Origin of the sequence: Streptomyces sp. NPDC102451 (assembly GCF_044765485.1) — a bacterium.
Classification (GTDB): Bacteria; Actinomycetota; Actinomycetes; order Streptomycetales; family Streptomycetaceae; genus Streptomyces.
The window spans coordinates 300,219-314,490 of the sequence record NZ_JBIWKD010000007.1 but is presented as its reverse complement, the minus strand read 5'-3'; the positions used below and the strand labels follow the sequence as shown (position 1 = coordinate 314,490).

Annotated in this window: 10 protein-coding genes; 1 reads left to right on the top strand and 9 read right to left on the bottom strand. The window is 68.0% G+C overall.

Translation table 11 applies throughout. The features are described from left to right. Window positions 1-157: 157 nt before the first annotated feature. Window positions 158-700, bottom strand: coding sequence for a hypothetical protein (locus tag ACIRD8_RS19100; RefSeq protein ID WP_403992543.1), 543 nt, complete (start codon window positions 698-700; stop codon window positions 158-160). Window positions 701-847: 147 nt separating this feature from the next. Continuing rightward, the gene (locus tag ACIRD8_RS19095; RefSeq protein WP_403992540.1) at window positions 848-1,288 is read right to left on the bottom strand and encodes a hypothetical protein; all 441 of its coding nucleotides are present in this window, start codon (window positions 1,286-1,288) and stop codon (window positions 848-850) included. A gap of 565 nt (window positions 1,289-1,853) precedes the next feature. Here ACIRD8_RS19095 and ACIRD8_RS19090 point away from each other — a divergent pair. Further along, the gene (locus tag ACIRD8_RS19090; RefSeq protein WP_403992537.1) at window positions 1,854-2,219 is read left to right on the top strand and encodes a hypothetical protein; all 366 of its coding nucleotides are present in this window, start codon (window positions 1,854-1,856) and stop codon (window positions 2,217-2,219) included. Window positions 2,220-2,316: 97 nt separating this feature from the next. Here the strand turns inward: ACIRD8_RS19090 and ACIRD8_RS19085 are convergent, their stop codons facing one another. From ACIRD8_RS19085 to ACIRD8_RS19055, 7 genes are all read right to left on the bottom strand, one after another. After that, window positions 2,317-3,054: an ABC transporter permease gene (locus tag ACIRD8_RS19085; RefSeq protein ID WP_403992534.1), complete on the bottom strand. Its 738-nt coding sequence runs from the start codon at window positions 3,052-3,054 to the stop codon at window positions 2,317-2,319. After that, window positions 3,035-3,799, bottom strand: a complete 765-nt coding sequence (locus tag ACIRD8_RS19080; protein WP_403992531.1) for an ABC transporter ATP-binding protein — start codon at window positions 3,797-3,799, stop codon at window positions 3,035-3,037. The genes ACIRD8_RS19085 and ACIRD8_RS19080 overlap by 20 nt, the downstream gene beginning before the upstream one ends. A gap of 21 nt (window positions 3,800-3,820) precedes the next feature. Next, a complete protein-coding gene (locus ACIRD8_RS19075; RefSeq protein WP_403992528.1) occupies window positions 3,821-4,579 on the bottom strand; it encodes a thioesterase II family protein in 759 nt (252 codons plus the stop codon). A 198-nt stretch (window positions 4,580-4,777) separates the two neighbouring features. Beyond that, window positions 4,778-5,512: a lysostaphin resistance A-like protein gene (locus tag ACIRD8_RS19070; protein WP_403992525.1), complete on the bottom strand. Its 735-nt coding sequence runs from the start codon at window positions 5,510-5,512 to the stop codon at window positions 4,778-4,780. Between the two features lie 101 nt (window positions 5,513-5,613). Then, window positions 5,614-8,337, bottom strand: a complete 2,724-nt coding sequence (argH, locus tag ACIRD8_RS19065; RefSeq protein ID WP_403992522.1) for an argininosuccinate lyase — start codon at window positions 8,335-8,337, stop codon at window positions 5,614-5,616. Continuing rightward, entirely contained in the window at window positions 8,334-9,374 is a 1,041-nt protein-coding gene (locus ACIRD8_RS19060) for a cysteine synthase family protein (protein WP_403992519.1), read from the bottom strand. The genes argH and ACIRD8_RS19060 overlap by 4 nt, the downstream gene beginning before the upstream one ends. Then, window positions 9,371-13,909, bottom strand: a complete 4,539-nt coding sequence (locus ACIRD8_RS19055; RefSeq protein ID WP_403992516.1) for a condensation domain-containing protein — start codon at window positions 13,907-13,909, stop codon at window positions 9,371-9,373. The genes ACIRD8_RS19060 and ACIRD8_RS19055 overlap by 4 nt, the downstream gene beginning before the upstream one ends. Between the last annotated feature and the right edge of the window lie 363 nt (window positions 13,910-14,272).

Here is a 14,272-nt window from a genome sequence, read left to right as displayed (position 1 = left end):
GGGGAGCAGGCGAGAAGGCTATTCGTGACGCCTTTTGTCCACGGGACGGAGTCGGGCTGGAGGCGTCGATCGGTCACACAGGGTGCCGCGACGCCGGGTCGTAGGACGTCACTTCTCAGGAACTGATCACTGCGCCCACCCGAGTTCGACGCTCCGGTCAGGGAGTGAAGGCGACGTACATTCCTACGGTGAGGCCGGAGAACGTGATGAGCTGGCGCGGTTTAAGGCAGGTGAACGCGACGTGCATCGTGATACCGGCCGCGACGGCGTACGGCATCGTCTGCGGAACCAAGAGCGCGGCCGGCAGGGTTATCTCCGCCGCGATGGTGACCGCCGCAACGGCCCGCCACACACGGACGTCCCGCCCGCTCAGGTTGCCCGCGTGCTGGCGGACGAGGCCGGGCACGGCGTACTGGAAGCGCCGGTGGGGCAGCTGGCTCTTGACCTGGGCGTAGACGTGAACCCACTGAGCCAGGTAGAGACCGCTGCGGAACTGGTCGCTGTTGAGCTTCTGCCAGGCACTGTTCCAGTAGATGTCCGTGGTGACCAGCACGAGCAGGCACTGCGCCCAGGTGTTGGCCGCGCTCGGGACGTGCTCGACGGCCAGGCCGTGGCCGAGGTTTCCGGCGAGCAACAGGCAAGCGCCGGTCAGGAGGGTGTAGCGCACCGCGTTGGGGCTCTTGAGGTAAAGCAGCTCCATCGCGGCGCCGGTCACGACGAGGGCGGGGCACGAGCCCGACGGCCAAGGCGGCCGCAGCGGTGATCCGGACGACGAGCACTGGCCGGTACACGGCCGCGAGGAGGCGTGCTCGTGCTGGACCGAACCGCTGCTCGGCAAGGTGCAGGCTCAGCGAGCCGTCGGTGAAGCGGCACCAGCCGCCCTGACCGAGGGACAGAACGAACCGTGCGGTGAGGACGGTCCCGAACACCATCCGGAACAGCTGAAGGCGCCCCGGGTCGGTGGGGTACTGGAAGCCGGCACCGAGCGCGTCAAAGAACCACACGGTTGTTTGTTCCTCACCTCCACGCGCTGCTCCCCACGGGCGGACAGGACGCGGCCTTCGCCGTCGATCCGGTCGTACCGGCCGCTGTGGGTGAGGTAGTCGAGGATCGCCTGGAGCTGGGGCGGGCCGAGGATGAAGGATCCGGGCGAGAGGTAGTCGTAGACGTTCACCGTCTCGCGGCATTCCCCCTTCGTGCCGGTCAGGCCGATGATCGTGAAGGTGGCGCGGCAGAACATCCTCCAGCGCAGCCAGCGGCCGGGTAAGGACGTGAAGCCGGTGATCATCCAGGCGGCAAGGCAGACGCCCCCGACACGCCCCCCAGCCCCCCGAAAGTTCTCGTCATCCAATAGAGGGGCAAGAGGGGAGCGCAGGTGACAGACCGCTGTGCGCGTCTCGAAACGGCTCGGCCAACTGGAGAGGATGCGGCGACCGCGGCTCAGCCCCTTCTGGCATCGGACAGTCTTCTACAGAGCCTCAGCCCGCTTCATTCCTCTGGCCGACGACGAGAAGTTAATCGCCTACGTCGAAGTGCATTTTTTGCGACTCGGCCGCTGCACAGTGGCGCGGGAGCTCGGACAGACGCCCGGTCGGCCTGGCGCCAGGAGACCGCGATGTCGTCGACAACCGAGCTGAGTCACCTGCGATAATCGGTACAAGAATCTGAGGCTGGGGTCGGCTCCTACGGAAAACAGGTGAAGTGGTGTGCCGCCAGGCAACCGGGCGAAGCTGACGCAGCAGACATCGAACGTTCCTCTGGCCCGGGAGGATGAGCCAAGCCTTCCTCACTTGCCACGACGGGCGCTCTTCGTAGTATCGGTGTACGTCATCTGCTTCCTCTGGGGAACCACCATGCACCTCGTGGACCTCGCAGGCGGTGGCCACAACAGCTATGCCTCACCGGCGCCGCCTTTCATCCAGGCATACTTCGTCGCCCTGGTCGTACTCGATCCGCTCGTCGCCGTTCTGCTCGTACGGCTCCGATCGGTCGGCGTGATTCTGGCGTCTGTGGTCATGGCCCTGGACGTGATCGCCAACTATTACGTCAACTGGTCGCGAATCTCGGAGCAGCCAAGCTATCTGCTTCGGCCTCTCGGGCTGCTGCCGATCACCGTATTCGCGCTCTTCATTGCCGTGACCGCATTGCCCTTCTACCAGCGCCTGGCCCGGATCAGGCGCCGATCGGCCGAGGCAGCGTCCAAACCGACTGCGGGGTAACCGAGCAGCGGATCTGACACGTGGGGGCTGGCCAGTACCGCCCGAGATCCACATCTCAGGGAAGCCGAACGTGTAACGGGCGGGGCGGCATTCCCCGTCAGTGGCGACGCGACATGACTCGGATCGAGAACACGAGCCCCAGAGCGCACCAGACTGCAAGAACCGCGAACGACACAACGTCCGGCCCGCCCGACGAGGAGAACAAGGTCTCCCGAGAGATCTTCGCCATGTAGAGGAACGGCAGTACCTGATGGACGGCAGCGAGCCATTCGGGGAGGCGGTCGGCGGGGAAGTTGATCGGCGAGAACATCAACGCCACGAACACGGTCGCCTGGCAAACGAGCGATGTGGCGGCGGGCGAGAGAGCGTACGAGATTCCGTAGCCGACGCCGATGGCGCAGAGGGCGATCAGAAGGAACCCCGGGGCGGCAAACACGCTCACCCGGAAATCGAGATGGAAGTGAAGCCGGGCGACGACAAGTCCCGCGACCAGGCCGGGGAAGGCAGTGGCGATGGACACGGTGGCGTCGGCCGCCATAAGAGCCGACCGTGGGACCGGCAGCGATCGGTTGAACTCAAAAGCTCCCTCCAGCTTTGACTGCGCGATCTCCTGGGGAGCGATCACCATGCCGACGGTGACCAGGCCCATCACCGGCGCACCCGATGTCAGGTAGAGGGCGGTCGCCGAGTCCACCTGCGGCATCAAGTAGGAGAAGCCCACCACGATGCCGACAGCGAGCCCGACCTGGACTATCAGGTTGAGGGGCAGGTAGTACTTCTTCCGCAACGCCGTCCACTGCAGGAGCAGTGCGTAACTAGTGATCCAGTGCCGCACGGTCGTCCTCCCCCTCCCTGTGCGTCCCTTCGGCTCCGATGAGTAGCCGGTAGGTGTCCTCCAGGCCCGTCGAATGGGTCTCGCGCAACTGTGCCGGGGAACCTTCCGCCACAATGCGGCCCGCGTTGAGCAGGACGACTCGATCCGCGTAGGTCTCCGCCTCCGCAATGTTGTGGGTGACGACGAGAACCGCCCGCCCCTCATCGGCGATGGCTCTGATCCGTGTCCACAGCAGTCGCCGGCGTACCGGGTCGACATCGTTGGTCGGCTCGTCGAGCATCAGCACCTGCCCCGAGTGGACCGCCGTCATGCAGAACGCCGTGAGCCGGCGGGCCCCTCCTGAAAGCTTCTCTCCCGGTGTGTCCGCCCACTCCTTGATGTCGAGCGCGGAGATGAGCCGCGCCGCCTCACCGCACGCCTGCTTCCTGGAGGCACCTCTGATCCGGGCCAGCATCTCCACGGCCTGTCTCGGGGTGACTCCGGACAGCGGTGCGTGCGCCTGGGGCATCAGGGAGACGGTCCGCCGCGCGCGGGCGGGGTCGGCAACGGGATCACACCCCGCTACGCGGATGCTGCCCGATGTGGGTATCACCAAGCCCGCAGCCTGGTTGATGAGCGTCGTCTTACCCGCACCGTTGTGACCGAGCAGGGCGACCACGTCACCCGCGCCCACCTGCAGCGTCACATCGTCGTTCGCACGCGGGCCGTTGGCGTAAACCTTGGTGAGATGCTCGATCGTCAGCACGGTTCTCTCTCGGTCGGTGGGTCAACGGAGCGTGCGCTCATACAGCAGCTCCATGAGCTCGCGCTGCCGGGAAGCCAGGTAGAAGTGCCCGCCGGGAAAGATCCGCACATCGAAGTCGCCCGCGGTATAACGGGCCCACCGCGAGAGCCCGGCCGGGTCGGCCGCATCGTCCCGGTCGCCGCCGAGCGCGGTAATGGCCGCCTTTACCGGCTCCGCCGGGCGACGGCGGCACAAGTCGACCAGCAGGTAATCATTGCGGAAGATGGGCAGCAGCATCGCCTGCAGATCCGCATCCTGGAGTACTGCCGTTGGGGTGCCTCCCCGGCCACGTACGGCGTCGAGAATCGCGGCGTCGGACCGGGGGGTCGGTTCGGTCCCCGATGCGCCGTGCGAGGCGGGACCAGGGGGCGTGCAGGCCGAGAGAATCAACCGGTTGATCACGGGGAATCCCAGGGTATCCAGGGCGCGGGAGACCTCATGGGCTAGGAGTGCCCCCATGCTGTGCCCGAAGAACACGGTGCTGACAGAAGAGCAATTCGTCTGTGCCAGCGCTGTCGCCACGTCGTGCACGAGCACATCGGGATCGCTGACCAGGGGCTCGGTGAGCCGGTTCTCCCGTCCCGGATAATGGACGATCTGGAGTTCCACCGACGGGTTAAGGAGGCGGCTCCAGCCACGGTAGAAGTTCGGGCCGCCCCCGGCATGAGGAAAGCACACGAGGCGGTGACTCGCTTCCGGCCTCGGCTGGGGGACGACGAGCCATGGGGAGGTTCGAGTCATCGCGCAGCTTCCGGTTCTGTCTGCAGCTCTCGGACGAGTTCCGTGAACCGGCCGGCCACGAGGTTGCGGTAGTACTGCGGCGTCGGCAATTTCGCCAGTCCCTTTCGTTCAGTTCGTCGAGTCGCCAAGCACACAGGCCGGGACACGTCCGCCGCACCCGCCGCTTCCGGCTTCTTCCGGCCAGTGGTGGTTCTGCGGTCACGGTCGCAGAACCACCACCGAGAGCGCGCCAATCGTTACGTCGGCGCACACGTGGGCGACGTAGGGAGCAAGCATTCCCTCACTGCGCATCCGGATGATGCCGAGGAAGACTCCGTAGATCCCGGCCAGCACGACACCGGCGGCCCCAGACGGAAACCCCTGGATGTGCAACAGCCCGAAACCGATCGCCTGGACGGCGAGCGCCGGTACGGTGCCCATGACCGCGGTCAGTTCCGTCTGGAAGACCCCCCGGTACACAGCCTCCTCACAGGCCGCATTGACAAGAGAGAACGCGGTAATGCCCAGGAGAACCAGCAACACCGGCCGGCTCTGCAGCGACTCCAGATAGCGTCCTGCGGCCGGATCGGCCACCAGGGCCCAGACAGTCAGCGCGAGCGCGCTGACCACCGCCGTGGCGGCCACCAGCCATGGCAGGTCTCTGGTCAGTTTGCCGCGCCGCAGCCAGACCGGCGACGAGCGCAGCAAGGGGATACGCCGCCAGACGAGCCAGGCGATCAGCACGGCGAGCCCGAGCGGGGCTGGCCAGATACCCACCCCGGACACCAGTACCAGTACGAGGACGAGATCCGCGACCAATACGGTGCGCAGGGTGGGGGCGGAGCGGGTCCGGACGGCAGCCCCGGTGACACCGAGCAGCACCAGGACGTACAGCACCAGTGGCAGGGGCCGTTCACGTACCCACAGTGCGACGGTGGGCAGACTGGCCAGCACGACGGCTGTGACGATCAGCGCGGTGGCAGCCCCTCCGCGTGCCGGCGCGCTACACCGGGTGGCCTCGGGTGAATTGCGAGGTTGCCTCGGAGCGGGGGCGTTCACTGTCGCACCGCCTCGCGGGGACCCACGGCAGTCTCGGTGATTTCGGTGTCCATCAACGCCAGCGCTTGTCCGGCTACGCGCTCGGCGGTCTCGGCGTCGGGCCCGGTGCCGATTGCATAACCGAGCCGATCCCTGAACGAATGGCTGATGGTCACTGTGTCGCCCGCCGCCACGATGTAGTCGGCCGTAACGATGCCCGGCACGGACCTTGCGGGTTCCGGATCAGCCAGCGCGGCGACGGTTCCCCCGTGTGGCGCGACCAGGAACCTGATCGCGCCGTGCCCTGCACCCGACCCGGTCTCCGGCGCCGGCTGCCCGCACACCCTGGCGATCGTGGCGTCCACCAGGTCGGTGCCCGTTGCTCGTTCGATCGCTACGGGGATCATTCCGCCTGCCAGTCGAGGATTGACCTCGATGACCACGGGGCCGCGTCGGGACAGACGCAGCTCGGTGTGGGCCGGCCCCCAGCCGAGGCGGAGGGCAGCAAGTGCGCGCAACGTTGTCTCGCCGAGTCGCGCCTGCTCCCGCTCGTCCGCCCGGGCCGGGACGTCATGGCCGGTCTCCACGAAGTGCGGGACGGCTCCCAGATGTTTGCCCACGACCGTCACTACCCGATCGTCGAACGTCTCGACCGAGTACTCGGGTCCTGTGACGTACTCCTCCACGAGCACGCGGCCGTGACCGTCGGAGTCCGGTCCGGTGAGCAGTCGGTCCGCCCATCGCCCGGCGTTCTCGGCGGTCTCGCACAGAAGGACGCCGATAGAGCCCGACCCGGCCACCGGTTTGACGACGACGGGCAGGCCCATCTCCGTCGCCGCGCGGGATGCCGAGGCCGCGTCCTTGACCTCGGCGAACCTCGGCACGGCCACTCCGGCCTCGGCGAGCACCGTACGCTGTCTGGCTTTGTCCCGGCAGCGCTCCACAGCCTCTGCGTCCGGAGCGGGCAACCCGAGGGCGTCGGCTGTCGCAGCCGCTGTGGCGATGAAGTACTCGGAGCTTGATGTGACACCGGCGAGTCCGGCGCCGTCGGCCAGTTCACGGCAGGCGGCGAGGACTACGGCGCCATCGGTCGTATCGAGAACGACTACGTCGATGCCGTCCTGGGTCAGGTACGGGTAGCGCTCGGGGCGCCGGGTCAGCATGACTGGCCGCATTCCCCTGTCTCGCGCGGCCGCGCAGAACCGGCGCCCCGTACCTGTGGTGTTGCTCTCCACCAAAGCCAGCCACGGACTGACCGTTTCGGCTGTTCTGTCCGTCATCGGTTCTTCGGCCCCCATCACGCGTCGCACCGTCTCGTCGAGTGCCGCCGCCGCGTCACGCTGTCTGTCCCGCAGCCGGCGGCACCAGGCGCTGTGCCCGGTCATGGCGGCTCGGGCCTCGGTGAACGAAAACGCGAAGGCACCGGGGCCACCACCGTACTCAAGTGCGGCGACCGCCTGGTGCAGTGGAAGATCTCGGGCAGCCTCCTCGGGCGTACCCGGCGGCAGTTCCAGATCCTCGAGGCGGGTGGATCCCCGCTCCACCGCCTGCCTGACCGCGTCACCCACCAGGTGGTGTGCCGAGCGGAACGGGACACCGTGCCGTACCAGACGGTTGGCCACCGTCGTCGCGGTTACGAAGCCGTCCGCCGCCCGCTGCTCCATTCGATCGGGCACCGGACGGGCACCGCTCACCAGCGCCTGGCAGAGCAGCACCGAGTCTGTCACCGCATGCAATCCGGGCCAGGCCGCACCAACCGCTTCCGTACCCACCTCGATGGTGTTGGTGAACGGTGCGGACTTCATAGCGCTCGCCATCGCTGTCCACGCGCCCACGGCGAGGCCTGCCTTCGCCTTGACGTGTTCCAGGAGGAACGCGTTGCGTTTCTGCGGCATCGCCGAACTGCCGCCCACCAGCCGGTCGGGGAAGAGGACGAAGCCGAACTCGACTGTGCTCCACAACTGCAGATCCGTGGCCAGCCTGCTGAGCGTTATGCCGATACCGCTGACCGCGCCCAGCAGCCGCAGCAGTACATCCCGGCTCGCGACCGCGTCGAGCGCGTGCGGGTTCGGCCGGTCGAACCCGAGGAGGTCCGCCACCCTTGCGGGAGCGATCGGTAGATCCGACCCGGCGACGGCACCCGCGCCCAACGGACACATCGATAGCCCGTCGGCAGCCTGCTGTACGGCGGTGATGTCCCGCCCCAGCGCCAGAGCCACCCCCGTCAGATAGTGGCCGTACGTGATCGGCATGGCGGCCTGGAAGTGTGTGTGGACCGGCATCACCACGTCCTGGTGCGCCCTGGCCCGCGACAGCAGCACCGCCTCGAGCCTGACCGCCTCCGCCAGGAAGTCCAGGGCCCAGAACCTGAGTCGCATCGCCGTGGCGGTTGCCTTCAGGTCGTTGCGCGAGCGGCCCGTGTGTAGCCGTCCGCCGATCTCCTCGCCCAGGGTCTGCGACAGGTACCGCTCGTACATGAGATACACGCCGCGTGGCGCGGGCAGCTCCCGTAGAGGTGTGTAGTCCTCGTCGCGCAGAGCGGTGATCGACCGCAGCAGCCGGGCGGCGGCGGGCCGTTCCAACAGGTCCTGCTCCGCCAGCATCACCACATGTGCCAGGTCGATCTCGGTCGTCAGCGACAGCTCGTCGCGCAATGCCACCGGCGTCAGCTCTCCGTAGACCAGGCGCTGGGTGCGCAGCCCGATTGTGCTGGTCAGCCGACCGCTCGCGTCCTTGGTCACTTGCCCGCCCCCGCGATCACGGTCTCGAGATCCTGCCGGCCCCAGGGGTACCAGCTCCACTGCCCGGCGGCCTCGGCCGGGTGCGCGACCTCGACGGGCTTGTCCGGAATCTCTGCCGTGCCCAGCCCCTGGGTCGCGAGCCACTCGTCGTCGTAGACCGTGTCCAGATAGCGGTATCCCTCGTCCGGGAGCATGACGACACAGGTCGCCTCGGGGTTCTGCTCGGCCCACCAGCGGGCGGCGACCAGGGCGGCCCCGCTGGTGGGGCCCTGGAACAGAGCATGCCTCCGATGCGCCCATCGGGTGGCGGAGTACGCCTCCGCGGCCGTACACCAGTGCACTTCGTCGAATATCCGGTGATCCAGATTGGCGGGCATCAGACTGTTGCCGAGACCGCGCAGCTGACGCGGCCCGTCCTGCTGGCCGAACAGCATGCTGCGGTGCGTGTCCACACCGATGGCCCGGGTGCCGGGGACCACCGTGCGCAGTGCGCGGACCGTGCCGCACAGGGAGCCGCCCGATCCGACCGGTCCGACCACACAGTCCACCTGGCCCAGCACATCGGTGAGCCGCTCCGCCACCAAACTGTAGGAGGCGGGGTTGTCGGGATTGGTGTACTGCTCGGGGCAGAAGCTCCGGGGGATCCGGGACCGCAGCTCGGCGAGTCGGTCCAGCCTCGCGGCCTGGTATCCACCCTGTTCCGCGGGATGCTCGACGATGTCCACGGTCGCGCCGAGGTCATTGAGCCGGCGGTGCAACTGCCGGTCGATCACCGGATCGCTCACGAGGACGAGGTCGCGCTCCATGAGGGCGGCCTGCATGGCCAGAGCAAGGCCGAAGGTACCCGACGTCGTCTCGACGATTACCGTGCCCGGATCCAGCTCACCGCGTTCGAGCGCACGGCGCAGGATGTACCGGGCGGGTACGAGCTTCATCAAGGTGAACACCGCCCCATACAGGTTCGGGCTCAACCTGACGATCTTCGGAAGGAGCGTCGCTTCGGTGATGTCATGGAAGGGAGTTGTGGTCTGTGTCATCGTCCGCCCCTTTTGCTGCCAGCGATGCCCGCCGGTCCGTCGGTCGCTGTTCCGGACAGTGCCTTGTCGAGGTACTTCCCCACGACGGACAAGGCGTCCGGTGCCGTCATGCCCATGTGGCCGCTGTCGACGAGGTGCTCCACGATGTGCCCCTCGACGTGGCCTCGCCACGACTGGGCGGACCGGCCTTCCGACAGGTCGCGGGCCGCCGTGCAGAAGAGAATGTCGCCCTTGACCACGCCGGGAGTGAAGTCCCGCAGGATCCGGTAATTGTTCACACCGGTATCGATGACGGCGTCCAGTGTGCTGCGGTCGAGGGACGATTCACCAGCCTGCCCGGTGAGTAGATCCAGCACGGCGCCGCGGTGCGGCGGCACCATACCGATTTCGCGCAGGTCGTGTCCAAGCTTGTCCGCGAGCTCCAGCAGTACCCCCTCCTCGGCCTTGCGTTCGGACAGCCGGGGCTGGCTCGCCGACGGGTAGGAGTCGAGCATGGCGAGCAGCCCGACCTCCTCGCCCCGGCGCTGCAGTTCCTCCGCGACTGCGTGGGCGGCCACTCCCCCGAAGGACCAGCCCATCAGGTGGTACGGGCCCGTCGGCTGTACGCGGCGCATCTGCGCCATGCAGTCGTCGACGAAGGCCCGCATCTCGGCAGGCTGCGCATCCGGTTCGCTGATCCCCCGGGACTGGATGGCGTACAGAGGATGCGCGATGCCGATGTGCTGGGTGAGACCGATGTACGACCAGCCGATGCCGATGCCGGGCGGCAGGCAGAACAGGGGTGCACCGTCGCCGCTTTCGCGCAGTGGCAGGAGGACATCGAGCTCCGAGGAACCGTTGCCGGTCTCCAAGCGACACGCGAGCTCGGCGGCAGTGGGTGCTTCGTAGACGACCCGGAGGTCCACCGAGGTGCCGAAGGTGACCCGGATACGGCGCACCAGCCTGGAGACCAGCAGCGAGTGGCCGCCGAGGGCGAAGAAGTCGTCGTGGGCACTGACCCGGGGGATATCAAGTACTTCCGCGAAGAGACCGCACAGAGTGTGCTCCAGCAGTACGCGCGACCCTGTTTGATCTGGTGCCGGCGTTGCTGCGGAGACCGGCGGGACGATGGGGCGGTACGGGGTGTCCGTCGGGAGCCCCGGCAGCGCGTCGGTATGGAGGCCTTGGTCGTCGGCCAAGGCGCCGAGCAGCCGGAGGAAGAGGTCTTGCAGCGTCCACGCGGTCTCGGACGGTATCAGTCCCGCGTCGTGATCGATCCGGATGTGCATCCGGTCGCCGGGCGTGACGAGCAGCGCTAGGGGGTAGTGGACGCCGTCCCGCACGTCGGGCTCGCCGATGGTCAGCACAGCGTCCTCGCCGGATACCGCATCGGGGTCGAACGGGTAATTCTCGAACGCGACGACGGTGTCGAAGAGGGACGACTGCCCGGTGGCCCGGTGGATGTCCACCAGTCCCAGATGATGATGGGCCAGCAGGGCCGACTGCTCCTGTTGCAGCCTGACCAGCAGCTCGCCCACCGACTCCGCCGGATCCAGTCGCACCCGCACCGGAACCGTATTGATGAACAGACCCACCATCCCTTCCACGCCCGCCAACTCCGGGGGCCGACCCGACACCGTCGCCCCGAACACCACATCCACCCGCCCCGTCAACCGGGACAACAGCACCCCCCACGCACCCTGCACCACTGTGTTCAGCGTCACTCCCAAAGCCCGCGCCCGCACCGAGAGCCGCGCAGTCACGTCGGCCGGGAGTTCGGTGGTGAGCCGTCCGGCCGAGGCCCGGCCGCCCTGCGGGCCGCCCGGAACTACGAGCGTCGGGCTGTCCACGTCGGCCAGCGCCTGACTCCATGCTCGCCGGGCCGCATCCCTGTCCTGGCCGGCGAGCCAGCGCAGATAGTCCTGGTAGGGGCGGGCCGGCAGCAGGGCTTCCTGCCCGGAATCCGCCCCCTCATAGATCCGAAACAGTTCCTGTACGAGTAGCGGTGTGGACCAGCCGTCCAACAGGATGTGATGGTTCGTCAGGGCGAGATGCCAGCGTTCGGGTTCCAGCCGGACCAAGGTGTACCGCAGCAGTGGCGGGTTGGACAGGCCGAAGCGCGTGGCGCGGTCCTCGGCAAGCAAACGGCGGAGCTCGGAATCCCGTCGGTCCGCGGGCAACTCCGACAGGTCGTGCTCGGTCCAGGGCAGCGGACAGGAGTCGGCATTCATGATCACTTGTACTGCACTGCCCTCCGCTATCTCGTGGAAGGCCGCCCGCAATGCGGTGTGGCGGGCCAGCAGTCGATCCGCCGCCGCGCGCAGCGCGCCCGGGTCGAGCGGTCCGCTCAGCGGCAGATTGATCTGCACGGTGTACGGATCCGGCCCGTGACTGTCGTACTCGGCGTGGAAGAGCATGCCTTCCTGAAGGGGTGACAGAGGAACGATGTCGGCCAGGCCGGGCATGCGTACCTCCAGGCGCTCCAGCTCCTCCTGATCTATCGTTACCAGCGGTACGTCCGAGGGTGAGTGCCCCCCGGCGCTGGGCTGCCGTGCGTGTGCCGCTAGCAGCCGGAGTGCCTGCAGCCAGTCCTCGGCGAGCTCCCGTACGTCCTCGGCCGACAGCAGCCCGTCCGGCCATGTCCACGTCGCGTTCAGTTCCGGCCCGGCAGCTGCCTCGTGCACCAGGGAATCGACCGTGAGCACGTGTGCCATGGGACGCCGGCTGTCGTGGTCGACGCCCTCGATCCGGAAGGAGGGATCGAGTGTCCAGCCTTCGGCACCCGACGCGGATCCGGCGGCCCGCCCCAGGTAGTTGAAGCAGAGCTGGGGCACGGGCAGCGTGGACAACTCCCTGGCGGTGCTGTCGTTGAGGTAGCGCAGCAGGCCGAAGCCCAGCCCCTTGCCGGGGATGCCTCGCAGTTGCTCCTTGACACGATGCAGGGCCCTGCCGAGATCCGGGTCGTCGCTGTCCAGGTTCTCCCAGCCGGTTACACGGGGATCCAGATGTGCCGGGTAGAGGCTGGTGAACCATCCGACGGTACGAGAGACGTCGACGCCGTCGCCCACCTGGTCCCGGCCATGGCCCTCAAGGTCCACGAGCAGTCCAGTGCCCGTGGTCTCGTCGCGGCGCCGCCGCCATCGCTCGACGGCCAGCGCCAGCCCGGTGAGGAGAACCTCGTCGGGGCCGGCGTGGAACGCCTTGGCCGCCTGCGTGAGCAGGGTGCCGGTGTGCTCGGCGGGCAGCGTGACGGTCAGGGACCGGGAGCGGCCCAGTACATCGAGGCCCGCGTCGAGGGGGCGGTCGCCGAACAGCGGGTCCGGGCAGCCGAGGGTGTCCCGCCAGTGGGCGAGTTCGGCGGTCCGCTCCCTTGCCGTGGCCTCGTCGGCCAGACTCCGGGACCAGGTTCGGTACGAGCTGCCGTGCGCGCTCGTCCCAGGTGTCTCGCCCCGCTCGTGCGCCCCGGCGGCAGCGACGAGATCCTCCACCAGAATGCGCCAGGACACACCGTCGACGACGAGGTGATGCACGATCAGCAGCATTTGTCCGGGCCGGGTGGGACCGTTGTCCAGCAGTACGGCGCGCACCATCGCGCCATCTCGCGGTGACAGACCTTCGAGCGCTGACCGGGCCGCGCGAGCCAACCGGTCCGCATCCTCCCCGCCGCTGTCCGGCGGGCCGTCGTCGAGCTGTTTCCAGCAGTCCTCCGCCCGTACGGAGCCGGGCTCCGGGACGGTCAGTGTCCAGGGGCCGTCACCGTCCTCGCCCGGGACGAGCCTGGCCCTGAGCATGTCGTGACGGTCGAGCACGGTCTGGAGAGCGTCGCGTGCACCGTCCGGGCTCAGATCCGGTGGGGTGTTCAGGAGGACGCACTGGTGGAAGTCGTCGATGGAGCCGCCGGTCCGCCTCAGCCATTCCATGATGGGAGTGGCCGGTACGGGACCGAATGCCGCGCTGCGCGGCTCCTGCTCCGCTTCGACGGAGGTGGCGGCCGCCGCCAGGGCGGCGATCGTGCCGTGTTGGAAGACATCGCGGGCAGACAGCAGCAGGCCCTCGTGCCGGGCACGGCTGGCCAGCTGGATGGCGAGGATGCTGTCACCCCCCAGGTCGAAGAAGCTGTCGCCGGCCCGTACGCCGTCGACGCACAGCAGTTCCGCCACTAGCCCGCACAGGAGCGCCTCCCGGGGTGTGGCGTGGCGTGCCGGACTGCCCACCGCCCGTGCGGCGAACGGCTCGGGGAGGGCGCGCCGGTCGACCTTCCCGTTCTCCGTCAGCGGCAGTCGCTCCAGGGGCATCAGCGCGGTGGGCACCATGTAATCGGGGAGCTGTGCCCGGAGGCGTTCCAGGATGTCCACGGGGTCGTGGGGACGGCCAGCCGCCGTGTCGACGGGTACGTAGTACCCGGCGAGACGCATGGCTCCCGAGGTGTCCCGTTGGAGAGCGACGGTCGCCTGGCCGATTCCTGGCTGCCGAGCCAGGGCGGCCTCGATCTCACCGAGTCGGTCACCCAGTCCAGGACGGGATGGACGTCCGACACATAACTGACGTTGGGCCACTGGCTCTCGGTGGTCTCCCGGGCGACCTCAAGACGCTTGGCCGCGAGCCCCTTGTCGAAGGTGAGCCGCAGCCGGCCCTCCTTCTTGGCGGTCGGCAGGATGCCCTGGTCGGTCAGGTACGACTTGGGCAGCGACTTCAGCCGGTACACCAGGTCCGGCGGCGGTTCGAAAGCGATCGTGCCATCGTCCTCACGTCGCAGCTTGAGTACGTTCTCCGGCTTGTCGGGGAAGTACGTCTGGCGCAACGCCTCGTTGAAGTAGGCGGCCGTGGAACCTGTGGCGCCGAACAGGCTCGGCACCGTGGCGACAGGCACGTCATCGGTCGGCTTCTTGGCACCGACATTGCCCATCAGCCGGCCGAGC

Bases quoted from the DNA above. Each gene is read 5' to 3' on its own strand.
- ACIRD8_RS19100 (WP_403992543.1), bottom strand. From the start codon at position 700: ATGGAGCTGCTTTACCTCAAGAGCCCCAACGCGGTGCGCTACACCCTC.
- ACIRD8_RS19095 (WP_403992540.1), bottom strand. From the start codon at position 1,288: ATGATCACCGGCTTCACGTCCTTACCCGGCCGCTGGCTGCGCTGGAGG.
- ACIRD8_RS19090 (WP_403992537.1), top strand. From the start codon at position 1,854: ATGCACCTCGTGGACCTCGCAGGCGGTGGCCACAACAGCTATGCCTCA.
- ACIRD8_RS19075 (WP_403992528.1), bottom strand. From the start codon at position 4,579: ATGACTCGAACCTCCCCATGGCTCGTCGTCCCCCAGCCGAGGCCGGAA.
- ACIRD8_RS19060 (WP_403992519.1), bottom strand. From the start codon at position 9,374: ATGACACAGACCACAACTCCCTTCCATGACATCACCGAAGCGACGCTC.